This window comes from Kitasatospora sp. NPDC091276, from assembly GCF_040684355.1.
GTDB lineage: Bacteria > Actinomycetota > Actinomycetes > Streptomycetales > Streptomycetaceae > Kitasatospora.
Genome location: NZ_JBFBFU010000007.1, coordinates 1 through 21,275 on the forward strand (window position 1 = coordinate 1; position 21,275 = coordinate 21,275).

General features: G+C 73.5%; 19 protein-coding genes, 1 pseudogene and 1 riboswitch. Of the genes and pseudogenes, 12 read left to right on the forward strand and 8 right to left on the reverse strand.

All coding sequences use genetic code 11. The annotated features are described in order from the left end of the window. Together AB0O19_RS10840 and AB0O19_RS10845 are read right to left on the reverse strand one after the other, a co-directional pair. A pseudogene (locus AB0O19_RS10840) lies at positions 1 to 125 on the reverse strand (N-acetylglucosamine-6-phosphate deacetylase); the annotation flags it as partial. After that, positions 122 to 1,069: an ROK family protein gene (locus tag AB0O19_RS10845; RefSeq protein WP_363619089.1), complete on the reverse strand. Its 948-nt coding sequence runs from the start codon at positions 1,067 to 1,069 to the stop codon at positions 122 to 124. The pseudogene AB0O19_RS10840 and the gene AB0O19_RS10845, both read right to left, overlap by 4 nt. A 293-nt stretch (positions 1,070 to 1,362) precedes the next feature. Between AB0O19_RS10845 and AB0O19_RS10850 the strand changes: the two genes are divergently transcribed. Then, the gene (locus AB0O19_RS10850; protein ID WP_363619090.1) at positions 1,363 to 2,643 is read left to right on the forward strand and encodes an extracellular solute-binding protein; all 1,281 of its coding nucleotides are present in this window, start codon (positions 1,363 to 1,365) and stop codon (positions 2,641 to 2,643) included. A gap of 49 nt (positions 2,644 to 2,692) precedes the next feature. Here AB0O19_RS10850 and AB0O19_RS10855 read toward each other — a convergent pair whose 3' ends face one another. Next, positions 2,693 to 3,043: a cupin domain-containing protein gene (locus AB0O19_RS10855; protein ID WP_363584874.1), complete on the reverse strand. Its 351-nt coding sequence runs from the start codon at positions 3,041 to 3,043 to the stop codon at positions 2,693 to 2,695. 67 nt (positions 3,044 to 3,110) lie between these two features. Between AB0O19_RS10855 and AB0O19_RS10860 the strand changes: the two genes are divergently transcribed. Both AB0O19_RS10860 and otsB read left to right on the forward strand, forming a co-directional pair. Beyond that, the gene (locus tag AB0O19_RS10860; RefSeq protein ID WP_363584876.1) at positions 3,111 to 3,371 is read left to right on the forward strand and encodes a DUF3263 domain-containing protein; all 261 of its coding nucleotides are present in this window, start codon (positions 3,111 to 3,113) and stop codon (positions 3,369 to 3,371) included. 30 nt (positions 3,372 to 3,401) lie between these two features. Further along, the gene (otsB, locus tag AB0O19_RS10865; protein ID WP_363619091.1) at positions 3,402 to 4,241 is read left to right on the forward strand and encodes a trehalose-phosphatase; all 840 of its coding nucleotides are present in this window, start codon (positions 3,402 to 3,404) and stop codon (positions 4,239 to 4,241) included. Positions 4,242 to 4,287: 46 nt separating this feature from the next. Here otsB and AB0O19_RS10870 read toward each other — a convergent pair whose 3' ends face one another. Next, positions 4,288 to 5,754, reverse strand: coding sequence for a trehalose-6-phosphate synthase (locus tag AB0O19_RS10870; protein ID WP_363619092.1), 1,467 nt, complete (start codon positions 5,752 to 5,754; stop codon positions 4,288 to 4,290). A 50-nt stretch (positions 5,755 to 5,804) separates the two neighbouring features. Continuing rightward, complete coding sequence (locus tag AB0O19_RS10875; protein WP_363619093.1) at positions 5,805 to 6,806, reverse strand: glucosyl-3-phosphoglycerate synthase; 1,002 nt, start codon at positions 6,804 to 6,806, stop codon at positions 5,805 to 5,807. Between the two features lie 147 nt (positions 6,807 to 6,953). Next, a riboswitch (SAM riboswitch) is annotated at positions 6,954 to 7,090 on the forward strand. A 17-nt stretch (positions 7,091 to 7,107) separates the two neighbouring features. Here AB0O19_RS10875 and thrC point away from each other — a divergent pair. The 8 genes from thrC to AB0O19_RS10915 all read left to right on the forward strand — a co-directional run bounded on the left by thrC (position 7,108) and on the right by AB0O19_RS10915 (position 14,179). Next, positions 7,108 to 8,388 (forward strand): threonine synthase, encoded by a 1,281-nt coding sequence (thrC, locus tag AB0O19_RS10880; protein ID WP_363619094.1) that lies wholly within the window; start codon positions 7,108 to 7,110, stop codon positions 8,386 to 8,388. Positions 8,389 to 8,428: 40 nt separating this feature from the next. Next, on the forward strand, positions 8,429 to 8,707 hold the full coding sequence (locus tag AB0O19_RS10885) for a MoaD/ThiS family protein (RefSeq protein WP_363584886.1): 279 nt from the start codon (positions 8,429 to 8,431) through the stop codon (positions 8,705 to 8,707). Between the two features lie 589 nt (positions 8,708 to 9,296). Continuing rightward, positions 9,297 to 9,500 (forward strand): cold-shock protein, encoded by a 204-nt coding sequence (locus AB0O19_RS10890; RefSeq protein ID WP_030289665.1) that lies wholly within the window; start codon positions 9,297 to 9,299, stop codon positions 9,498 to 9,500. Between the two features lie 346 nt (positions 9,501 to 9,846). Continuing rightward, positions 9,847 to 11,469 carry a chaperonin GroEL gene (gene groL / locus AB0O19_RS10895; protein WP_063348228.1) on the forward strand — a complete coding sequence of 541 codons (1,623 nt, stop codon included), beginning with the start codon at positions 9,847 to 9,849 and terminating at the stop codon, positions 11,467 to 11,469. Between the two features lie 95 nt (positions 11,470 to 11,564). Beyond that, positions 11,565 to 11,921 carry a hypothetical protein gene (locus tag AB0O19_RS10900; protein WP_363619095.1) on the forward strand — a complete coding sequence of 119 codons (357 nt, stop codon included), beginning with the start codon at positions 11,565 to 11,567 and terminating at the stop codon, positions 11,919 to 11,921. Positions 11,922 to 12,055: 134 nt separating this feature from the next. Beyond that, a complete protein-coding gene (locus AB0O19_RS10905) occupies positions 12,056 to 12,439 on the forward strand; it encodes a PadR family transcriptional regulator (protein WP_363619096.1) in 384 nt (127 codons plus the stop codon). After that, entirely contained in the window at positions 12,436 to 13,434 is a 999-nt protein-coding gene (locus AB0O19_RS10910; protein WP_363619097.1) for a hypothetical protein, read from the forward strand. The genes AB0O19_RS10905 and AB0O19_RS10910 overlap by 4 nt, the downstream gene beginning before the upstream one ends. Before the next feature lie 58 nt (positions 13,435 to 13,492). Continuing rightward, positions 13,493 to 14,179 carry a copper homeostasis protein CutC gene (locus AB0O19_RS10915; protein WP_363619098.1) on the forward strand — a complete coding sequence of 229 codons (687 nt, stop codon included), beginning with the start codon at positions 13,493 to 13,495 and terminating at the stop codon, positions 14,177 to 14,179. Positions 14,180 to 14,236: 57 nt separating this feature from the next. Here AB0O19_RS10915 and AB0O19_RS10920 read toward each other — a convergent pair whose 3' ends face one another. Both AB0O19_RS10920 and AB0O19_RS10925 read right to left on the reverse strand, forming a co-directional pair. Further along, the gene (locus AB0O19_RS10920) at positions 14,237 to 16,288 is read right to left on the reverse strand and encodes an AAA family ATPase (RefSeq protein ID WP_363619099.1); all 2,052 of its coding nucleotides are present in this window, start codon (positions 16,286 to 16,288) and stop codon (positions 14,237 to 14,239) included. Positions 16,289 to 16,628: 340 nt separating this feature from the next. Then, positions 16,629 to 18,266, reverse strand: a complete 1,638-nt coding sequence (locus tag AB0O19_RS10925) for a DNA repair helicase XPB (RefSeq protein ID WP_063348223.1) — start codon at positions 18,264 to 18,266, stop codon at positions 16,629 to 16,631. A gap of 189 nt (positions 18,267 to 18,455) precedes the next feature. On the opposite strand from AB0O19_RS10925, the gene AB0O19_RS10930 reads away from it, so the two are divergent. Further along, entirely contained in the window at positions 18,456 to 18,707 is a 252-nt protein-coding gene (locus AB0O19_RS10930) for a hypothetical protein (protein WP_280678786.1), read from the forward strand. Positions 18,708 to 18,727: 20 nt separating this feature from the next. Here the strand turns inward: AB0O19_RS10930 and AB0O19_RS10935 are convergent, their stop codons facing one another. Then, the gene (locus AB0O19_RS10935) at positions 18,728 to 21,229 is read right to left on the reverse strand and encodes a helicase C-terminal domain-containing protein (protein WP_363619100.1); all 2,502 of its coding nucleotides are present in this window, start codon (positions 21,227 to 21,229) and stop codon (positions 18,728 to 18,730) included. Between the last annotated feature and the right edge of the window lie 46 nt (positions 21,230 to 21,275).

Here is a 21,275-nt window from a genome sequence, read left to right on the forward strand (position 1 = left end):
CTCTCGCCTCCGAGGCCGGCGATCCGGTCGCCCCCGACGGCCAGGCGGCCGCCCTCGACGACGCCGCCGGGCAGGACCAGCCGGGCGCCGGCCAGTGCGGTACGGTCACGGTCCGCGGTGGTCACGCGGTCACCTCCATGGAGAGCAGATCCCAGGCGAGCAGGCCCGCGCCCAGGGACGCGGCGGTGTCTTTGAGCATGGCGGGTACGACCTTCGGGGGCATCTGGAAGGTCAGGCGCTCGGTGACCGCCGTGCGCAGCGGGCCGAAGAGCGTGTCACCGGCCTCGGCCAGCCCGCCGCCGACGATCACCGTGGACGGGTCGAGCAGGCTCTGGGCGAGCACGATCCCGTCGGCGAGGGCGTCGACGGCGCCCTGCCAGACCGCGAGCGCGCGGTCGTCCCCGGCGTCCACCGCGGCGGCGCAGGATGCCGCGTCGGCGTCGGGGTCGCCGCTGGCCGCGGCCCAGGCACGGGACACGGCGGAGGCGGAGGCGAGCGTCTCCAGGCAGCCGCGGGCGCCGCAGCCGCACTGCGGTCCGCCCGGGCGGACCACGACGTGGCCGATCTCGCCGCCGTAGCCGTGCGCGCCGGCCTCGATCCGGCCGCCGATGCCGATGGCACCGGCGATGCCGGTGCCCAGCGCGATGAACAGGAAGCGGTCGACGCCCCGGCCGGCGCCGAGCCGGCCCTCGGCCAGGCCGCCCGAGCGCACGTCGTGGCCGAGCGCGACGGGGATGGCGGCGCGGTCGGGCCCGGCCAGGCGCTCGCCCAGGAGCTTGCGCAGCGGGAGGTCCCGCCAGCCGAGGTTGGCCGAGTAGACCGCGATGCCGTTCCTCTCGTCGATCGTGCCGGGGACGGCGACGCCGGCCGCGAGCGGGGCGACGCCGAAGCGGCCCCGGCCCTCGTCCGCCAGGTCGGCGGCGAAGTCGAGGATGGCGGCGACCACGGCGTCCGTGCCGTGCTCCCGCCCGGTCGGTCGGCGTGCTTCGAACAGCACGGAGCCGTCCTGGGCGAGCAGCGCGGCCTTCATGCCGGTGCCGCCTACATCGAGTGCGATGACGTGCTTCACGGAGGACAGTTTCCCTTGGTCGGGTAGAAGAGGTCTAGTCCAGTTGTCGGATTGGTCTGGTCCAAAGTAGGTGAGCTTTGTCGCAGATGGGGGCAGTGTGAGCGGCTTTGCGCCAGGCGCCTTCCGTTCACCTTCTGTTGCGCATCGTGCAATGACGTCCGCACTTCGATAACTACTCGGCGGGCTCGGCGCAGTGGTGTGGACCACTGCCGGGTGGGTTTGGCAGTGTTGCGCCTCCCCCCTCCCGGATTCCCCCGTCCGGTCGCAGTTCTCCCCTGAAGGCGGTACCCGCGTTGAACAGGCGCGCCCACGTTCCCACCCGCGTCCTCGGCACCGCGCTGGCCGGAGCACTGGTACTCACCGCCGTCAGCGCCTGCGGCGGGCAGGAGGACGGACCGGTCACCCTCAAGCTGGTCGCCGCCGACTACGGGGAGAGCGCCGACACCAGCTCCAAGCTGTACTGGGACGAGATCGCGCGCGGCTTCGAGGCCGCCAACCCCGGCATCAAGGTCGACGTCGAGGTGGACAGCTGGACCGACATCGGCAAGAAGGTCGACGACATGATCGCGGCCGGCAAGTCCCCCGACCTGCTGCAGACCGGCGGCTTCGCCGACCAGGTCGCGGCGGACCGGCTGTACCCGGCCGCCGACGTGCTCTCGATGGACACCCAGGCCAATTTCCTGGACACCTTCGCGCACGCCGGGCAGGTGCTCGGCACCCAGTACGGCATCCCGTTCGTCTCCTCCTCCCGGGTGCTCTTCTACAACAAGGCGGTCTTCCGCCAGGCCGGCATCACCCAGCCGCCGGCCACCTGGAACGAACTGCGCCAGGACGCCGAGAAGATCAAGGCCAAGGTGCCGGGCGTGACCCCGTACGGGCTGCCGCTCGGGCCGGAGGAGGCGCCGGCCGAGTCCATGCTGTGGACGCTGAGCGGCGGCGGCAGCCTCTCCGACGACGTCGGCAACTACACCATCGACAGCGCCCAGAACCAGGCCACCTTCAGCTGGCTGAAGAACAACCTGGTGGCCACCGGGCTGACCTATCCGGACCCGGGCAAGATGAACCGCACCCCGGTCTTCCAGGACTTCGCGGCCGGGAAGGTCGCGATGCTGAACGGGCACCCGACGCTGCTGCGGATGGCCACCGCCGGGAAGATCGACTTCGGGACGGCGCCGATCCCCAAGAAGGACGGCGTGGGCAAGACCGGCAGCCTCGGCGTCGCGGACTGGATGATGGCGTTCAAGGCCAACGGGCACAAGAACGAGATCAAGAAGTTCCTGTCCTTCGCCTACTCCCGCGAGTTCCAGCTGAAGTTCGACGAGCAGTACAACCTGCTGCCGGTCACCCAGGACGCGTTCAACCAGATGACGTCCGACCCGAAGCACGAGGACCTCAAGCAGTTCGCGGTCGGGCTGACCAACGCCAGCTTCTACCCGTTCGGGGACCCGGCCTGGGGCGACGTCAGCAACCGGATCAAGGCCGGGATCGGGCAGGCCGTCACCGGGGACCCGAAGCAGGCGCTCGCCGGGCTGCAGGACGCGGCGGTCAAGGAGGCGGCCCGGGTCCGCAAGTGAACCCGGGCCGGGGCGCCCTCCAGGGGCGGGGTCGTCAGGGGCGGGCTCGTCAGGGGAGCGTGATGGCGTAGGCCTTGCGGAGCGTCTCGTGGACCGTCCAGGTGGTCCGGTCGCCCTCGCGCAGCACGGCGCAGTCGCCCGGGCCGACCTCCAGGGTCGGGCCGCCCTCGACCTCGATGGTGGCCCGGCCGCTGAGCACCACGAACAGCTCGTCGGCCTCCACGTCGGTGACCACGCCGGGGGTGATCTGCCAGATGCCGCGCAGCTGGCGGCCGTCGGGGGACTCGGCGAGGACCAGTCCGGAGACCTCCGGGGTGCCGGAGACGATCTGGGCCGGGTCGAGCGGATCGGGTTCGAGGTCGGCGGTGGGGATGTGCACGGCGAAGCTGGGCGTGGTCATACCGCCGACGCTAGCCGGGGCGGCCGGGTGCCGGAGGGCGCACAGTGTGTCCGGCTCACGCGGGAGAATGACACTCCGTAGTGATGGCGGAGGTGTCCTGGTGGGCGAGCTGAGTGAGCGGGACGTGGCGGTGCTGGCCCTGGAGGGGCGGCAGTGGCGGACGGCCGGGGCCAAGGAGCGGGCGATCCGGGAGGAGCTGGGGCTCTCCTCCACCCGGTACTACCAGCTGCTGAACGCGCTGCTGGACCGGCCGGAGGCCCTGGCGCACGCCCCGGTCCTGGTGAACCGGCTGCGCCGGATCCGGGAGGCCCGGCGGGCGGCACGGTAGCGGGACGGGGCCGCGGGGTAGGGCTCGGGCATGGGCTTTGACGAGAAGTGGGCGCCGGTCACGGCTGCCGGTCGGGACGGGCTGCGGGCGATCCTGGCGGCGCCGGGCGAGGCGGTGATCGCGCTGGACTTCGACGGGACGCTGGCGCCGATCGTGGCGGATCCCGATCGGGCGCGGGCACATCCGGGGGCGGCGGCCGCGCTGCGGGCGCTGGTGCCGGCGGTGCGGGCCGTGGTGGTGGTGACGGGTCGGCCGGCCGCGCTGGCGGCGGAGTACGGCGGCCTGGACGGGCTGCCCGGGGTCGTGGTGCTGGGGCACTACGGCGCCGAGCGCTGGGAGGGCGGCGAGGTGACCGCGCCGCCGGTGCACCCCGGGGTGGCCGGGGCGCGGGCGGCGCTGCCTGGCCTGCTGGCGGCGGCGGGGGCGCCCGAGGGGACGTGGCTGGAGGACAAGGGTCGCTCGCTGGCGGTGCACACCCGGCGCACGGCGGCGCCCGAGGAGGCGCTGGAGCTGCTGCGGTCGCCGGTCGGCGAGCTGGCGGCCGGGCACGGGCTGGTGGTGGAGCCCGGGCGGCTGGTGCTGGAGCTGCGGCCGCCGGGGGTGGACAAGGGCGCGGCGCTGACCGGTTTCCTGCGCGAGCGCGGGGCAGGTTCGGTGCTGTACGCGGGGGACGACCTGGGGGACGTGGCGGCCTTCGCGGCGGTGGAGAAGCTGCGCGGCGAGGGGGTGGCGGGGCTGCTGGTGTGCAGCGGCGCGGTGGGGGACGCGCCGGTGCGCGAACTCGCCGACCGGGCCGACCTGGTGGTCCCGGGCCCGGCCGGCGTGGTGGAACTGCTCGCGGCGCTGGGCGCGGCCGTCGGCGCGGTCTGAGCCGGACGGCAGCGCGTTGAGCGGGCTCAGAGCGCGTTGAGCCGGTTCACAGCGCGCTGAGCTGGTCGAGGAACCACTGCTGCGGGGGCAGCGCGGTGGCCGCCGCCGCGAGGCGCTTGGTGCGGTCGGCGCGCTCCCCATCGGGCATGGTGAGGCCGGCGTGCAGGGCGTCGGCGGTGGCGATGACGTCGTACGGGTTGACGGTGAGCGCGTCCTCGGCGAGTTCGGCGTGCGCGCCGGCCTCGCGGGAGAGCACCAGGGCGCAGCCGTGGTCGGACACCACCGGAACCTCCTTGGCGACCAGGTTCATGCCGTCCCGGATCGGGTTGACCAGGGCCACGTCGGCGAGCCGGTAGGCGGCCAGGGAACGCGGGAAGTCGTCGTCGACGTGCAGGATCAGCGGCTGCCAGGCGGGGGTGGCGAACTCGGCGTTGATGTCCTCGGCGAGCCGTTGGACCTGCGCGGTGTAGGCGCGGTACTCGGCGAGGTCGGTGCGCGAGGGGTAGGCGAAGGCGATGTGCACCACCCGGTCGTGCCATTCGGGGCGGGTGCGCAGCAGGTGCCGGTAGGCCTGGAGGCCGCGGACGATGTTCTTGCTCAGCTCGGTGCGGTCGACCCGGACGATGGTGCGCCGCCCGCCGACGGCCTCGCGGAGGGCGGCGAGGCGTTCGTCGACGTCCGGGCGGTGGGAGCGCTCGCGCAGGAAGTCGGCGTCGGCGCCGAGCGCGTGCACGCCGAGCCGGGTGGTGCGGCCGGCGTGGGTGACGGTCATGGCGTCCCGGTCGACCTCGGCACCGAGCAGGTCGGCGCAGCAGTCGGCGAAGGCCAGCGCCCAGCGGCGGGTCAGGAAGCCGGCCCGGTCGGCGCCCAGGATGCCGGTGAGGACGGCCTCGGCGACGTCGTCGGGCAGCAGCCGGAAGTACTCGGGCGGGGCCCACGGGGTGTGCGAGAAGTGGCCGATCCGCAGGTCGGGGCGGGCGGCGCGGAGCAGGGCAGGGGTCAGCGAGAGGTGGTAGTCCTGGACCAGCACGGCGGCCCCGGGGGCGGCCTCGGCGGCCAGCGCCTCGGCGAAGGCGGCGTTGTAGGCGCGGTAGGCGGCCCACTCGGTGCGGAACCCGGCGTCGAAGGCGGGGGCGGTGGGGGTGGCGTAGAGCAGGTGGTGGACGAACCAGAGGGTGGAGTTGGCGACGCCGTTGTAGGCGCGGGCGAAGGTGTCGGGATCGATGTCCAGCATGCGGACGGCCTGGCCGCCCACGTCGTGCCCGGCGAGGTCGAGGCGGCCGTCCGGGGCCCCTCTGGCGGCCTGCCGGTCGGCCGCGCCGAGGGCGGCGCAGACCCAGACGGCGTCGGGGTCGTCGATGGCGGAGAGGCCGGAGACCAGGCCTCCGCCGCCGCGGCGGAGGGTCAGCGTGCCGTCGTCCGCGGTGCTGAACGACACCGGTCCCCGATTGGAGGCCACCAGGACGGGGGCGGTGCCGGTCGCACTCGAACGTTCGGTCGTGAGATCGCCCATGGTTGGTACGTTGCCGGGGCTCCGGAGCGGCAAACCCTTTCGGTGGGTGTTCAGTGTCGGGTCGCGTACTCGGGCACGGTGTGCATGGGCGGGCGTTCCAGGGCGGTCACCGGGTGGGTGTGGGCGGTGAACTCCCGGCTCTGCGGGTCGCGGGTGAACTGGGTCAGCAGCGGGTGGACCAGGTCGGCCGAGGCCTTCAGCCGGTGGGTGCGGTCGAGGCGTTCGAGGGCGGTGCGGTAGATGGTGGCGGCCATCCGGCCGAGGGCCTGGCCGTCCTGGTGCCGGTGGTGCCGGACGCCGACGTCCACCTGGGCCAGGGCGTCCAGCCCGACCGTCTCCAGCGCGTCGACCAGCAGGCCGAGTTCGACGCCGTAGCCGGTGGGGAAGGGGAGCCGTTCGAGCAGCGCGCGGCGGGCCGCGTACTCGCCGCCGAGCGGCTGGACGAAACCGGCGAGTTCCGGCCAGTGCAGGTTGAGCAGCGGGCGGGCGACCAGTTCGGTGACCCGGCCGCCGCCGGCCGGGACCACCGCGCCCTCGGTCTCCAGCGGCCGGTCGTACATGGCCTTGACCAGCTGGATGTCCGGTTCGGTCAGCAGCGGGCCGAGGATGCCGGAGACGAAGGCCGGGTCGAACTCGCGCAGGTCGGCGTCGACGAAGCAGATGATGTCGCCGCGGGTGACCAGCAGCGAGCGCCAGAGCACCTCGCCCTTGCCGGGGACGGCGGGCAGCCGGGGCAGGATCGCGTCGCGGTACTCCACCCGGGCGCCGGCCCGGGCGGCGACGGCGGCGGTGGCGTCGGCCGAGCCGGAGTCGACCACGACGAGTTCGTCGACCAGCGGGAGGCGCTCCATCAGCTCGCGGCGGATGGTGCGGACGATGTCGCCGACGGTGGCCTCCTCGTCCAGCGCGGGCAGCACCACGCTGACCGTGTGGCCGGTCCGGCGCTTGGCCTCCAGCAGGGAGTGCACCGGCCGGTCGACCGCGCTCCACGAGCGGCGGCGCAGCCAGGACGCCGCCTGCGGGAGCAGCGCGGGGGTCGGTTCGGCGGGCACGGGACTCTCCTCGGCGGGGTCGGTGGGACGCGCCATCTCGCGTGGCGGACGATCCCGTTCGGGGTTGACGCCTTCGGATACAGTCTTCGTACAGCGGCCGGACCTTTGCACGCCGGGGTCGCCGTTGAGCACCACCACAATTTCACAAGCTCATCCAGAGGGACTGAGGGAACGGCCCGTTGACGTCCCGGCAACCTTCTCGCGCGGCTGTCTGTCGACAGGCCCCGGCGGGACAGGTGCCAATTCCGGCCTGTGGCGCGACCGTGCCACGGGGAAGATGAGGAGAGAGGCCTCCGCCATCATGGCTATCGACACTGTCGCACCCGCATCCGTGGACCTCGGCCCCGCCACCGCGCTGTCCTGTCGGGAGTGCGGCACCCGCTTCCCGCTCGGTCCGAGCTTCGCCTGCCTGGAGTGCTTCGGCCCGCTGGAGATCGCGTACGACTTCGGCAGCGAGGACGCCGAGGCGCTGCGCCGCCGGATCGAGGCCGGCCCGAGCTCGATCTGGCGCTACGCGCCGCTGCTGCCCGTCCCGGCCGACGTCGCCACCAAGCCCAACCTGAACCCCGGCTGGACCCCGCTGGTCAAGGCGGACAACCTGGGCCGCGAGCTGGGCTTCACCGCGCAGCTGCACATCAAGGACGACTCGGGCAACCCGACCCACTCGTTCAAGGACCGCGTGGTGGCCTGCGCCATCGAGGCCGCGCGGGCCTTCGGCTTCACGACGCTCTCCTGCTCCTCCACCGGCAACCTGGCCGGCGCGGTGGGCGCGGCGGCCGCCCGGGCCGGCTTCAAGTCCTGCGTGTTCATCCCGCACGACCTGGAGCAGGGCAAGGTCGTCATGGCCGGGGTGTACGGCGGCGAGCTGGTCGGCATCGAGGGCAACTACGACGACGTGAACCGCTTCTGCTCGGAGCTGATCGGCGACCCGGCCGGCGAGGGCTGGGGCTTCGTCAACGTCAACCTGCGCCCGTACTACGGCGAGGGCTCCAAGACGCTGGCGTACGAGATCTGCGAGCAGCTCGGCTGGCGGCTGCCGGAGCAGATCGTCATCCCGATCGCCTCCGGCTCCCAGCTGACCAAGATCGACAAGGGGCTGCAGGAGCTGATCAGGCTCGGCCTGGTCGAGGACCGGCCGTACAAGGTCTTCGGCGCCCAGGCGGCGGGCTGCTCCCCGGTGTCGGCGGCGTTCAAGGCCGGCCAGGACGTGATCCGCCCGGTCAAGCCGGACACCATCGCCAAGTCGCTGGCGATCGGCAACCCGGCGGACGGCCCGTACGTGCTGGACATCGCCCGGCGCACCGGCGGCGCGGTCGAGGACGTCACCGACGCCGAGGTGGTGGACGCGATCCGGTTGCTGGCCCGGACCGAGGGCGTCTTCGCCGAGACCGCGGGCGGGGTGACCGTCGGCGTGCTGAAGAAGCTGGTGGAGACCGGCCAGCTGGACCCGGCCAAGGAGACCGTCGCGATCAACACCGGCGACGGCCTGAAGACCCTGGACGCCGTCGCCGGGGCCGGGATGACCGCCGTCATCCGCCCGACCCTGGCGTCCTTCCACGACGCCGGCCTCGCGTCCGCCTGAACACCCCCCACCCCGCTGGGCCCTGTCCGCTAGGAGAACCATGAGCGCCAACGTCCGTATCCCCACCATCCTGCGCACCTACACCGGCGGCGCCGCCGAGGTGGCCGCCGAGGGCGCCACCCTGGGCGAGGTCATCGCCGACCTGGAGAAGAACCACGCGGGGATCGCCGCCCGCATCCTGGACGACGCCGGCAAGCTGCGCCGCTTCGTCAACGTCTACGTGAACGACGACGACGTGCGCTTCGCCGAGGGCCTGGCGACCGGGATCGCGGACGGCGCCAGCGTCTCGATCATCCCGGCGGTGGCCGGCGGCTGCTGAGCCGCGCCCCGATCCGGGCACCCCGCCCGAGCCGCTCGTCCGACCGGCCGTCCGCGCGTACGGAATTCCGTTCTCCGTACGCACGGGCGGCCGGCCGCATTTCGGCGGGAATATGGCGGGGTCAAGTCGGAGTAGAGTGTGGCTCGGTTGGGAACAGGGCTTCCCCTCATCCTCACCCGCGAATCACCCGCGAATCGCCGGACGGTCGTCCGGCCGCTGAGACCGGTCGGGTGCCTGGGCCGTGAAACATGTCAGGCAGATGTCAGAATTCCTGCGGGGATTTGTAGTAATCCGTCCGCTATGTCCGGCGTGAAATGCCGAATTCCTCCCGCTTTGGCCCGTCCTGCCCCTTGGCGCGGTGCCGGAATTCCCCGCAGCTGACCCTGTTGCAGAGGGCGTCGATCCGGATACATTCAGCCGCGGTCGACGTAATCACCCGCTCACAGGGCGCCGTCAGGCACCCCCGGCGGAGGGTTGCGGCGTGCACGGCTGCGCCCAGGGGGGGTTCCCCGGGCCGGCCTTCAAACCAGACCCGGGCCCGCGACCTGCGGGCGCGTGAAGGGCCAGCACAGCACTAGGGGAGTTCGGAATGGCTCAGGGCACCGTCAAGTGGTTCAACGCGGAGAAGGGCTACGGCTTCATCGCGGTCGACGGTGGTGCGGACGTCTTCGTCCACTACAGCGCGATCCAGATGGACGGCTACCGCACCCTCGAGGAGGGCCAGCGGGTCGAGTTCGAGATCTCCCAGGGACAGAAGGGCCCGCAGGCGGACATGGTCCGCGCCGCGGTGTGACCCCCTTCCGACCCCAGGAGCTCGGCGCGGCCCACGGCTGGTGACCACTCGCTTCTCGACGGGCCCGTGCGACACGCGTCGTACGGGCCCGTCGGCGTTCCCCGGCGGGGAGTTGCGCGGGTCGGCGGGAGCGCCCCGGGCGGCTCGCGGGATCGCGATTGGGCTTGCACTCGACCACCCCGAGTGCTAATTATTGGCGTTAGCACTCACAGCGTGAGAGTGACAGCGGACCGGGTCGGTGAGGCCCCCGGGAGCGGTAGGGGAAAGGACCCCCGCACACCAGGGCCGTCCGTCGCGGGCACCCCTTGGTCCGAGCAGTCGACCGTGTCCCGGAGGACCACTTCTGATGGCCAAGATCATCGCCTTTGATGAGGAAGCTCGCCGCGGCCTTGAGCGTGGCATGAACCAGCTCGCCGACGCAGTGAAGGTCACGCTCGGCCCCAAGGGTCGCAACGTCGTGCTGGAGAAGAAGTGGGGCGCCCCCACGATCACCAACGACGGTGTCTCCATCGCCAAGGAGATCGAGCTCGAGGACCCCTACGAGAAGATCGGCGCGGAGCTCGTCAAGGAGGTCGCCAAGAAGACCGACGACGTCGCGGGTGACGGCACCACCACCGCCACCGTGCTCGCCCAGGCCCTGGTTCGCGAGGGTCTGCGCAACGTCGCCGCCGGCGCCAACCCGATGGCCCTGAAGCGCGGCATCGAGAAGGCCGTCGCCGCCGTCTCCGACCAGCTGCTGGCCCAGGCCAAGGACGTGGAGACCAAGGAGCAGATCGCCTCCACCGCCTCCATCTCGGCCGCCGACACCCAGATCGGCGAGCTCATCGCCGAGGCCATGGACAAGGTCGGCAAGGAAGGCGTCATCACCGTCGAGGAGAGCAACACCTTCGGTCTGGAGCTCGAGCTCACCGAGGGCATGCGCTTCGACAAGGGCTACATCTCCGCCTACTTCGCGACCGACCTGGAGCGCATGGAGGCGACCTTCGAGGACCCCTACATCCTCATCGCCAACTCCAAGATCGGCTCGGTCAAGGACCTGCTGCCGCTGCTGGAGAAGGTCATGCAGAGCGGCAAGCCGCTCGTCATCATCGCCGAGGACGTCGAGGGCGAGGCCCTGTCGACCCTGGTCGTGAACAAGATCCGCGGCACCTTCAAGTCCGTCGCCGTCAAGGCCCCGGGCTTCGGCGACCGCCGCAAGGCCATGCTCGGCGACATCGCCATCCTCACCGGTGGCACCGTGATCTCCGAGGAGGTCGGCCTCAAGCTGGAGAACGCCGGCATCGACCTGCTGGGCACCGCCCGCAAGGTGGTCATCACCAAGGACGAGACCACCATCGTCGACGGTGGCGGTGACAGCGAGCAGGTCGCCGGCCGCGTGAACCAGATCCGCGCCGAGATCGAGAACAGCGACTCGGACTACGACCGCGAGAAGCTCCAGGAGCGCCTCGCCAAGCTGGCCGGCGGCGTGGCCGTCATCAAGGCCGGCGCGGCCACCGAGGTGGAGCTCAAGGAGCGCAAGCACCGCATCGAGGACGCCGTCCGCAACGCGAAGGCCGCCGTCGAGGAGGGCATCGTCGCCGGTGGCGGCGTCGCGCTGCTCCAGGCCTCGGTCGCCTTCGACAAGCTGGAGCTGGAGGGCGACGAGGCCACCGGTGCCAACATCGTCAAGGTCGCGCTGGAGGCCCCGATCAAGCAGATCGCGACCAACGCCGGCCTGGAGGGTGGCGTCGTGGTGGAGAAGGTGCGCAACCTCCCCGCCGGTCACGGCCTGAACGCGGCCACCAACACCTACGTCGACCTGATCGCCGAGGGCATCATCGACCCGGCCAAGGTGACCCGCTCCGCGCTGCAGAACGCCGCCTCCATCGCGGCGCTGTTCCTCACCACCGAGGCCGTCATCGCCGACAAGCCGGAGAAGGCCGCTGCGGCCGCCGGCGGCGGCATGCCGGGCGGTGACATGGACTTCTGATCCTGATCGCACCGATCGGATCGGCTGGTTCCCGATCGTGTGGGCGGTCCCCTTCGGGGGGCCGCCCACACGGCGTTCTACCGGAGAATGGACAGATGGCTTCCGACGACATCGAGACCGCGCTGCACAACGCGCGGGCGCTGATCCTGGCCGACCTCACCGCGCGGGACGTGGCGGACGCCGCCGTCGTCTCCCTGGTGGAGCAGGCCGTGACGCACCGCCGCTGGTGGCTGGAGCAGTGGCCGGACGGCACCGGGTACGTGCTCGGGCTGGTCGCCCAGGACGTCCAGGACGCGCTGCTGGAGGCGTACGGGCGCTGGCCGCTGTGCACCGCCTGCGCCGCCGACGGGGACCCGCACGCGCTCGGCGTGGAGCCGGAGCTGGGGCCGGAGCCGCACTGGGTGTGCGGCAAGCAGGGCGCGGTGGTCGCACCGGTGGGGGAGCTCTCCTAAAGCCCGCTCGTGGTCCGTTCCCAGCCTGCTCCTGTCCCGCTCCTGGGCCGTTCCCAGCCCGCTCGTGGTCCGCGTCGTGGACCGGGCGGCGGGAGTACTGGACCTATAGGTAGGTTGACGATATATGTAGTCGTATGACTGAACGCTCGATGCAGGAGCCGACGCTGCTGCTGCTCACCGCTCTGGCGGACGCCCCGAGACACGGCTACGCCCTCATCCAGGAGATCGCCGCCATCTCCGAGGGCCGGGTCAAGATGCGCACCGGCACCCTGTACGGCGCCCTCGACCGGCTGCTCCAGCAGGGGCTGATCGAGGTCGCCGCGGAGGAGGTCGTGGACGGGCGGGCGCGGCGCAGCTACGCGCTGACCAGCGTCGGCCGGGAGGCGCTGGCCTCCGAGGCGGAGCGGCTGCGGGCCGTCGCCACCGAGGCGGAGCGCCGTCTCGCGAACGTCTGGTCGGCGCTCCAGGGCAAGCCGGAGCCGGAGGGGAAGTCGACGATGAGGGGGTTCTTCGCATGACGATGACCACACCGACGATGGGGGCGCCTTCGGCCGCGCTGCGGGCGGCGTTGCAGTTCTACCCGCCCCGCTACCGTCGGGAGCGCGGCGAGGAACTGGCCGCGGTGTTCGCCGACACCACGGCGGAGGCGGGCCGCTCGGCCGTCGCCCGTGAGGCGTTCGACCTGGCCGCGTACGGGCTGCGGGTGCGGCTCGGGCTGACCGGCTCCTCGCTGGCCGGGCGGGTGCTCGCGCTGGCCGCGCCGATGGTCGCCGGGGCGCTGGCCGGTGCGGCGCTGGTGCCGTGGGTGAGCGATGCGGAGCGGGCCGCCCGCCGGCTGACCTGGGACCCCTCGTACACCACGTACGCGCTGACCATCGCGCCGCCGGTGATCGCGCTGCTGCTCGCGGTGGCCGTCGTGACGGGGCGCTGGACGGCGGTGCGGGTCATCTCGCTGCTCCAGGCCGTCTCCGCGCTGTTCGTGCTGGCGCAGGCCGTCGTGCTGCCGCCGGAATTCGACCTCTGGGGGGTGGGGGACAGCAGCGTGGCCACCATGCCGTTCGTGCTGGGGGCGCTGCTGCTGGCCGCGGCGCCGACGGAGTTGCTGCCCAGGGCCTCCTGGCGTTCCGGCGGGCTGGCGCTGGCCTCGGTCCTCGGGGGCGGGCTGCTGGTGGCGCTCCAGCACTGGGGCGACTCCACCTTCCCGCTGGACATGCAGTGGTTCGCGGCGCTGCTGATCGGGCCGCTGCTGCTGACCTTCACCGCGCTGCGCGGCCGGGTGCTGCCGGCGGCCGTCGGGGTCGCGGTGCTGTCGCTGACGATGTTCGCGGGCCTGTTCAACATCTGGCGCGAGGGCCGCGGGTTCTGGCACGTGCTGCCGATGGCGGCGCCGGTGCTGCTGCTCCTGGTGGCGGCCGCGGTGGCGATGCGCCGGATCGGGGCCGGCGACGGGCCCGGCGGACGGTTCGGCGGATGGTTCGGCGGGGACTCCGGGAAGGGGCGCAGCCTGGCGTGACCCGGGGGGGCGGGGCGAAGTGCTCGCCGGGCCCGGCCGGATGTGGCAACCTACTGATATGTCTAGACCAATTTTCGAAGTCATCGCGCTGACGCCCCAGGACGCCCAGGCTGCCGAGTCGGGCGGCGCCGACCGGCTCGAACTGGTCACCGACATGGCCGCGGACGGGCTCACCCCGTCCGTCGAGGACTTCGCCCGGATCCGGGCCGCCGTCGACATCCCGCTGCGCGTCATGCTCCGGATCCGGGACGGCTTCGCGCCCGGCGACCTGGACGAACTGGCCGCCCGGGCCGCCGCGTTGCGGGCCGAGGGCGCCGAGGAGTTCGTCTTCGGCTTCCTCCACGCCGACGGCGCCGTCGACCTGGCCGCCACCGCCGCCGTCGCCGAGGCGGTGGCCGGCTGCCGCTGGACCTTCCACCGGGCGATCGACCACAGCACCGACCGGGCCGCCCTGCGGTCCGCCGTCGGCGCGCTGCCCGGGCTGGACACCTTCCTCACCTCGGGCGCGCCCGCCGGCGTCGACGCCGGGTACGAGGTGCTCCTGGCGGAGCTGGCCCGCGCGGGCGAGCCCGGGTACGGGCAGCGGATCCTGATCGGCGGCGGCCTGCGGGCCGAACACCTGAAGGGGCTGCGGGCCGAGGGCTTCGACGGCTTCCACGTCGGCGGCGCGGTGCGGGTCGACGGCTGGCGGACGCCGGTGGACGCGGCGAAGGTCGCCGAGTGGCGGGCCCAGATCGACGCCTGAGCGCGCGAGGAGGGCGGGGGCCGGTCCCGGTGGGGCCGGCCCCCGCCGCTCGGTTCCTCAGCGCAGCTGCGCGGGCAGCGGTTCGCCGTGCAGCACCGTCAGGCCGGAGACGGCACGGGTGAGCGCCACGTACAGCCGCCGCAGGCCGGTCCGCTCGTCCGGCTCGCCCGCGATCACCGCGGCCGGCTCGTCCAGCACCACGTAGTCGTACTCCAGACCCTTGGCCAGCGAGGCCGGCACGAGCGTCAGCCGGGCCTCGGCGCTGGTCTCGGCGCCGGGGGACAGGTACGGCAGGCCGGCCGCGGTCAGCGCCTCGGCGAGCAGCGGGATCCGGGCGTCGGCGGCGATCAGTCCGGTCGAGCCCTCGTGCTCCAGCGCCTCGCGGCAGGCCGCCACGACGGCGGGCACGGCCTCCGCGTCCGGGAGGCGGCGGATCGTCAGCGAGCCGGGGGCGTCGCGGACGGAGGTCGCCGGGGCCAGGCCCGGGGCGATCGCCGGGAGCAGCCGGGAGGCGTACGCGATGACCTCCTCCGGCACCCGGAAGCCCTTGGTCAGCTCCTCGACGTGGGCGTCCGGCTTGCCCAGGTGGCGCAGCGCGTCCGGCCAGCTCGCCGTCGCCCACGGGGTGGTGCCCTGGGCGAGGTCGCCGAGGACGGTCGCCGAGCCGGTCGTGCAGCGGCGGCCGACCGCTCTGTACTGCATCGGGGAGAGGTCCTGCGCCTCGTCCAGCACCACGTGCCCGAGCGAGGGGGTGCGCTGCACCAGGTCCGTCGCCTCGTCGACCAGGACGGCGTCGGCCTGCGTCCAGCGGGCCGTCTTCACCGAGCGGCCCGGCTTGGGCCACAGCACCGCCTGCTGCTCCTCCGGGGTCAGCACGCCCTCCGCGCAGGCGGCCAGGAACTCCGGGTCGGAGAGCAGCCGCAGCACCAGCTTCGCCGGGTCGACCGCCGGCCAGCACTCCTTGGCCACCGCCTTGACCGCGGCGTTGCGGGCCACCGCGTCCTGCACCCGGTCGTCGGGGGCCTCGCCGGACTGTTCCATCTTCAGCAGCACGGTGTGCGCGATCCGCTGCGGCAGGGCGTCCCTGGCGGCGCCGTAGCGCACCTCGCGGCTCTTCAACTCCTCGATGATCGCGGTGAGTTCGTGCACCTGGACGCGCCAGCGGCGGGAGCCGCGGACCACCACGCAGGGCTCGGTGGGCAGCGTGATGCCCGCGCGCACCGCCCGGCGCAGCACCTCGGCCATCCGGGCGTCGCCCTTCAGCCGGGCCGCCCGCGGGTCGTCCTCGCCGCGCACCTCGACGTGCCCGACCAGCTGCTGCACGGTCGCCTGGTTGACGTCCAGCTCGCCCAGGGCCGGGAGCACCTGCTCGATGTAGGAGAGGAAGGCGTTGTTCGGCCCGATCACCAGCGTGCCCGTCCGGGCGAGGCGCTCGCGGTGCGCGTAGAGCAGGTACGCGACGCGGTGCAGGCCCACGGCCGTCTTCCCGGTGCCGGGGGCGCCCTGGACGCAGATGGTGCCCGTCACGTCGGAGCGGACGATCTCGTCCTGCTCGGGCTGGATGGTGGCGACGATGTCGCGCATCGGGCCGACGCGGGGCTTCTCGATCTCGGCGGCGAGCAGGGCGGAGGCGGTGTCCGCCTCCGCCGGGTCGCTCAGGTGCTCGTCCTCGTAGGCGGTGAGCTCGCCGCCGGTGTAGCCGAAGCGGCGGCGGCGTTCGACGTCCAGCGGCTCGGTGCGGCTGGCCCGGTAGAACGGCTGGGAGACCGGCGCGCGCCAGTCGATCACCATCGGGTCGCCGTCGGCGTCGTGGACGTGCCGGCGCCCGATGTAGAAGCTCTCCCCGCCGCCTCCTTCGCTCAGCTCCTCGCTGATCGTGTGCAGGTAGTCCAGGCGGCCGAAGAACAGCGGGGTGTGCGAGAGGTCGGCGAGGGCGGCGATCCGGGCCTCGATCTGGTTCTGGAGGACGGCGGCGGACACCCAGGTGCCGGTCACGTCGCGCAGGTCCAGCGACTGGACGTCCTCGCGCATCGCTCGCAGCGCGGACCGGGACGCGGCCAGGTGGTCGCGTTCGCGCTGGAGGGGGTCGGTGGTGGGGGTGGCGGGCACAGCGAACCTTCCCGGCTGCGCCGGAAGCGGGCGCAGCGGATCGATGGAGCTCACGGTGGGTACGGCCGACCGGTTGCCGTGCGGTCGGCGCCTCCCCCGGCTGCCCGCGCGACTTCAGCGGGTACCACGGTTCGGGAGGGGGCAGACGGACGATCCTAGACCCGTGCGCCCCGGGGTTCCAGCCCCGCAGGTCCCGGGCCCGCGGGTCCCGGCCCCCGTACGGCCCGGAGGACGTGCGCGACGGCGGCGCCGCCCCGGGCACCGCCGCGCGCGTGGTCCTCCTCGGGCGCGACGGTGTCCGGTACCGGGGCGTGTCCTGCCGCACGCCCGGCCGCACGCCCTACAGCACGTCGTCCGCGTCGATGATGCGGTACGCGTAGCCCTGCTCGGCCAGGAATCGCTGCCGGTGGGCGGCGAAGTCCTGGTCCACGGTGTCCCGGGCGACCACCGAGTAGAAGTGCGCCGAGTGGCCGTCCGCCTTCGGACGCAGGACGCGGCCCAGGCGCTGGGCCTCCTCCTGGCGGGAGCCGAACGTCCCGGAGACCTGGATGGCCACGGTGGCCTCGGGCAGGTCGATCGAGAAGTTCGCGACCTTGGAGACCACCAGGACGCCGATCTCCTTGTTGCGGAACGCCTCGAACAGCTTCTCGCGCTGGGCGTTGCTGGTCTCGCCCTTGATCACGGGCGCGTCCAGCACCTCGCCGAGCTCGTCCAGCTGGTCGATGTACTGGCCGATGACCAGCGTCTGGTCCTTCTCGTGCTTCTTCACCAGCGCCTCCACCACCCGCCGCTTGGTCGCCGTGGTGGCGCAGAAGCGGTAGCGCTCCTCGGGCTCGGCGGTGGCGTACGCCAGGCGCTCCGAGTCGGTCAGGGTGACCCGCACCTCGCAGCAGTCGGCGGGCGCGATGTAGCCCTGTGCCTCGATCTCCTTCCACGGCGCGTCGAAGCGCTTGGGCCCGATCAGGCTGAACACGTCGCCCTCGCGGCCGTCCTCGCGCACCAGCGTCGCGGTCAGGCCCAGGCGGCGGCGGGCCTGGAGGTCGGCGGTGAACTTGAACACCGGCGCCGGCAGCAGGTGCACCTCGTCGTAGACCACCAGGCCCCAGTTGCGGGCGTCGAACAGCTCCAGGTGCGCGTAGGCGCCCTTCCGCTTGGTGGTCATCACCTGGTAGGTGGCGATGGTGACCGGGCGGATCTCCTTGCGCGTCCCGCTGTACTCGCCGATCTCCTCCTCGGTGAGCGAGGTGCGCTTGACCAGCTCGTGCTTCCACTGGCGGGCCGAGACGGTGTTGGTGACCAGGATCAGCGTCGTCGACTTGGCGTGCGCCATCGCGGCCGCGCCGACCAGCGTCTTGCCGGCGCCGCAGGGCAGCACCACGACGCCCGAGCCGCCGTGCCAGAAGCCCTCGACGGCCTGCGCCTGGTACGGGCGCAGCCGCCAGCCGTCCTCGTCCAGCTCGATCGGGTGCGCCTCGCCGTCCACGTACCCGGCGAAGTCCTCGGCCGGCCAGCCGAGCTTGAGCAGCACCTGCTTGATCTGGCCGCGCTCGGAGGGGTGCACCACCACCGTGTCCGGGTCGACCCGGGCGCCGACCAGCGGCGCGATCTTCTTGGAGCGCAGCACCTCCTCCAGCACCGGCCGGTCGGTGGTGGCGAGCACCAGCCCGTGCGTCGGGTGCTTGAGCAGCTGGAGCCGCCCGTAGCGGCCCATGGTGTCCGCCACGTCCACCAGCAGCGCGTGCGGCACCGGGTAGCGCGAGTACGTCACCAGGGCGTCGACCACCTGCTCGGCGTCGTGCCCCGCCGCCCGCGCGTTCCACAGCCCGAGCGGCGTCACCCGGTACGTGTGCACGTGCTCGGGGGCGCGTTCCAACTCGGCGAACGGCGCGATGACGCGGCGGCACTCGGCGGCCTTGGGGTGATCGATCTCCAGGAGAAGAGTTTTGTCGCTCTGGACGATGAGCGGTCCGTCGTTCACGCGGGGAAGCCCTCCACTGGCTGACAGGCTGGATTGACGCAGACCCTCCAGTGTCGCGCATTCCGCGGCGAACGTGGTCGGGCTCCTTCCGAACGGGAACGGGCTCCTTCCGTTCGTACGGGCGACCGAGCCCGCGCTCCGGGCGACGGCGCCGGGTGACCGCGGTGCGCATCGCTCGTTGAGCCGGTCATGAAGAAGTCGAAGCGCGTTCTCACCGCTCTCGCCCTGATGGGCACGGCCTTCGCGGCCACCGCCTCGTCCGCAGGCTCCGCGCACGCCCTCGCGGGGATCGGGGAGGGGCCCGGCGGGCTGCTCGCCGCGCCCGGATTCCTGATCGCCGACCAGGTCGGCGGCGGCTCGCTGCCGGTCGGGCAGGGGGAGATCGGCAGCCTGGCGGACAAGGCCGTCAAGGAGAAGATGAAGGAGTCGCAGGGGCACTGAGCCCGGCCCTGCCGCCGGGGTTACTCGTCGAGCTCCGCGACGCCGGTGATGCGGTGCAGGGCGAAGGTGCGGAGCTCGTCGGCGTGGTGGTCGAAGGCGGTGACGAAGCCGCCTTCGACCTTGACCGGGTCGATGATCCGCTGGCTGGCGATGCCCTCGGCGTTGAGGTAGCCGATCCACATCCGTTCGCCGAGCAGGACGGCGGTCTGCAGGGCCGCGAGGGTCTCGGCGGCGGCGGTGCGGGGCAGCTGGCGCGGGTCGGGGGTGGAGTCCCGGCGGTTGACGGTGGCGGCGCGGTCGCCGGCCCGGATGGCCTTGATCGCGGCGGCGAGCAGGGTGTCGTCCGGGGTCGGCGGGCCGTCCGGGACGGGCGCGGGGGCGGTGCGGGGCGGGGTGCGGTGGCTGTCCTGGCGGGTGATCAGGACGTCGCCCTCGGCGGACTCGGCGGCCGGGGCGTAGCCCATCGCGCGCAGGGCGGCGAGCAGGGCGTCCGGGGCGGCCTGGGCGGCGAGGACGGTGGGGGCGAGCAGCCGCAGCCGCAGGTCGGCGGAGCGGCGGTCGGCGAGGACCTCGTTCAGCAGGGACGGGTCGTCGCAGCGCAGGTAGGAGGAGGCGGCGCCGACCCGCAGGACGCCGTGCCGGCGGGCGACGTCGTCGATCAGGTAGGCGAGCGGCTGCGGGACGGGCGTCCGGGAGTGCTGCTCCAGGAAGGCCCGCAGGTCGGCGGCGGTGCGTCCGGCGTCGAGGGCGCGGCGGACGGACACCGGGGTGAAGCGGTAGACGGTGGCGCCGCCCTTGGACTCGATGTCGGCGCACAGCGCGAGGGCCTGGGCGAGCGGGGTGAGCAGCGGGCCGGGGGCGATCGCGGTGAGGTCCGGTTGCAGGATCACGTGGTCGAGCGGCTGCGGCAGCAGCGGGGCGAGCACCTCGGCCGGGTCGGATTCGGCGGTGAGCAGGGCGCGGGCGGGGGCGGCGAGGGCGCCGCGGCCGGTGACGCCGAGGAGTTCGGCCTCGGCGAGGGTCCAGGCGGTGAGGTCGTCGCGCAGCTCGTGGCCGTCCGGGCCGGTCGGGCCGCCGCGCAGCGGGCGCTGCCAGCGCAGGGTGGGCAGGAGTTCGGCGGCGGTGGCGGGGGTGCCGGGCGGGAGCTCGGCGAGCAGCGCGAGGGTGGCGCGGCGGACGGACGGGGCGAGGGTGCGGTCGAGTTCGGGCCCGAGGGCGGCGCGCGGCTTGCCCTTGCCGTCCGGGGTGCCGGTGAGGGCGGGGACGCGGGTGGCGGCGAGCCAGGCGGCGGCGAGGACGGACCAGCGTTCGGCGGTGTCCCGCTGGAGCCAGCCGTCGTAGGCCGGGGTCGGGGCCCAGCGTTCGTCGGCCTCGCCGTCGGGGGCCAGCAGTCCGGCGGCGTAGGCGAGTTCGAGCCAGAAGGCGGCCTGCTGCTCGGTGGTCTCCAGGGCCTGTGCGGTGCGCTTGAGGTCGCGGACGCCGAGGCCGCCGGCGCGCAGCGTGGGCGGCGGGGTGAGGCCCCAGGTGTCGAGGAGTTCCTCGACGGTCTTGACGGCGGTGTGGGCCTGGCCGGCCGCCGCGCCGTCCACAGCCTGTGGATCGCGCGGGGCGGCGGCCGGGGCGGGCTCGGGCTGGACCGGCTCGACGGCGCGGTGGGTGCGGCCGCCGCGCAGGTGCAGGGCCAGTTCGCGCGGCAGGACGACGCTGCCCGGCCCGCTGGGCAGCAGCAGCCCGCGGGCGAGCAGCCACTCGACGGGGCTCTGCGCGTCCTCGGCGGTGACCGGGCGGGTGGCGTCCGGGACGGTGCCGGTCGGCGGCCCCCAGACCAGCCGTTCCAGCAGCCGCAGCGCGGCCTCGGGGGCGGTGTCGAGCAGCGCCGCGCAGCGGGCGCGGTCGTTCAGCAGGGAGGTGAGCGCGTCGACGGCGGTGACCGGGTCCGGGGTGGCGGGCTGCCCGGCGGAGGCGAGCAGCTGTTGCAGCCGGGCCGGGGACATGCCGACGGTCGCGTCGGAGAGGGTCGGGCCGAGGCCGGTGCGGCCGGGGTTGGCGGCCGTCGGGGCGAGTGCCTCGCGGACGGCGAGGACCAGCCGCAGGCCGTTGTCCGGGCCCCAGAGCAGCGCCCGGTCGCGCAGGGTGGCGATCGCCCGGGGGAGGGCGGCGGCGACGGCGGACCGGTCGGCGGGCGTCAGCGGGGTCGCGCCGGGGTGCGGCTTGACCTTGGCCGGGCCGGTCAGCAGGGTGCGGACGGTGGCCAGGCCGGTGCCGTCCGGGGCGGTGGCCAGGGCCTCGGCGACTTGCAGGGTGAAGCGGTCCAGGCGCTCCAGGGCGCGCAGCGCCGAGGCGCGGGAGGAGAGCCGGGCGGACAGCTGGGTGAGGTCGCCGGGGACGGGGTTGAGCAGGTCGGGGCGGGAGCGGAGCAGGGCGGCGAGCGCGTCGTCGGGGCGGGCGCGCAACTCCTCGGCGAGGGTGCGGGGGCCGGCGGCGGACCTGCCCTGGCGTTGAGGGCCCTGCTGTGTGGTCATTCGACCTAGGTTAGTCGGGCGGGCGGACGGCGGGGTGTCCGTGCGG

Coding starts and splice junctions, on each gene's coding strand:
- AB0O19_RS10915 (WP_363619098.1), top strand. CDS start 13,493: ATGTCTAGACCAATTTTCGAAGTCATCGCGCTGACGCCCCAGGACGCC.
- AB0O19_RS10890 (WP_030289665.1), top strand. CDS start 9,297: ATGGCTCAGGGCACCGTCAAGTGGTTCAACGCGGAGAAGGGCTACGGC.
- AB0O19_RS10935 (WP_363619100.1), bottom strand. CDS start 21,229: ATGACCACACAGCAGGGCCCTCAACGCCAGGGCAGGTCCGCCGCCGGC.
- AB0O19_RS10885 (WP_363584886.1), top strand. CDS start 8,429: ATGAGCGCCAACGTCCGTATCCCCACCATCCTGCGCACCTACACCGGC.
- otsB (WP_363619091.1), top strand. CDS start 3,402: ATGGGCTTTGACGAGAAGTGGGCGCCGGTCACGGCTGCCGGTCGGGAC.
- AB0O19_RS10860 (WP_363584876.1), top strand. CDS start 3,111: ATGACACTCCGTAGTGATGGCGGAGGTGTCCTGGTGGGCGAGCTGAGT.
- AB0O19_RS10855 (WP_363584874.1), bottom strand. CDS start 3,043: ATGACCACGCCCAGCTTCGCCGTGCACATCCCCACCGCCGACCTCGAA.
- AB0O19_RS10900 (WP_363619095.1), top strand. CDS start 11,565: ATGGCTTCCGACGACATCGAGACCGCGCTGCACAACGCGCGGGCGCTG.
- AB0O19_RS10910 (WP_363619097.1), top strand. CDS start 12,436: ATGACGATGACCACACCGACGATGGGGGCGCCTTCGGCCGCGCTGCGG.
- AB0O19_RS10870 (WP_363619092.1), bottom strand. CDS start 5,754: ATGGGCGATCTCACGACCGAACGTTCGAGTGCGACCGGCACCGCCCCC.
- thrC (WP_363619094.1), top strand. CDS start 7,108: ATGGCTATCGACACTGTCGCACCCGCATCCGTGGACCTCGGCCCCGCC.
- AB0O19_RS10905 (WP_363619096.1), top strand. CDS start 12,056: ATGACTGAACGCTCGATGCAGGAGCCGACGCTGCTGCTGCTCACCGCT.
- groL (WP_063348228.1), top strand. CDS start 9,847: ATGGCCAAGATCATCGCCTTTGATGAGGAAGCTCGCCGCGGCCTTGAG.
- AB0O19_RS10930 (WP_280678786.1), top strand. CDS start 18,456: ATGAAGAAGTCGAAGCGCGTTCTCACCGCTCTCGCCCTGATGGGCACG.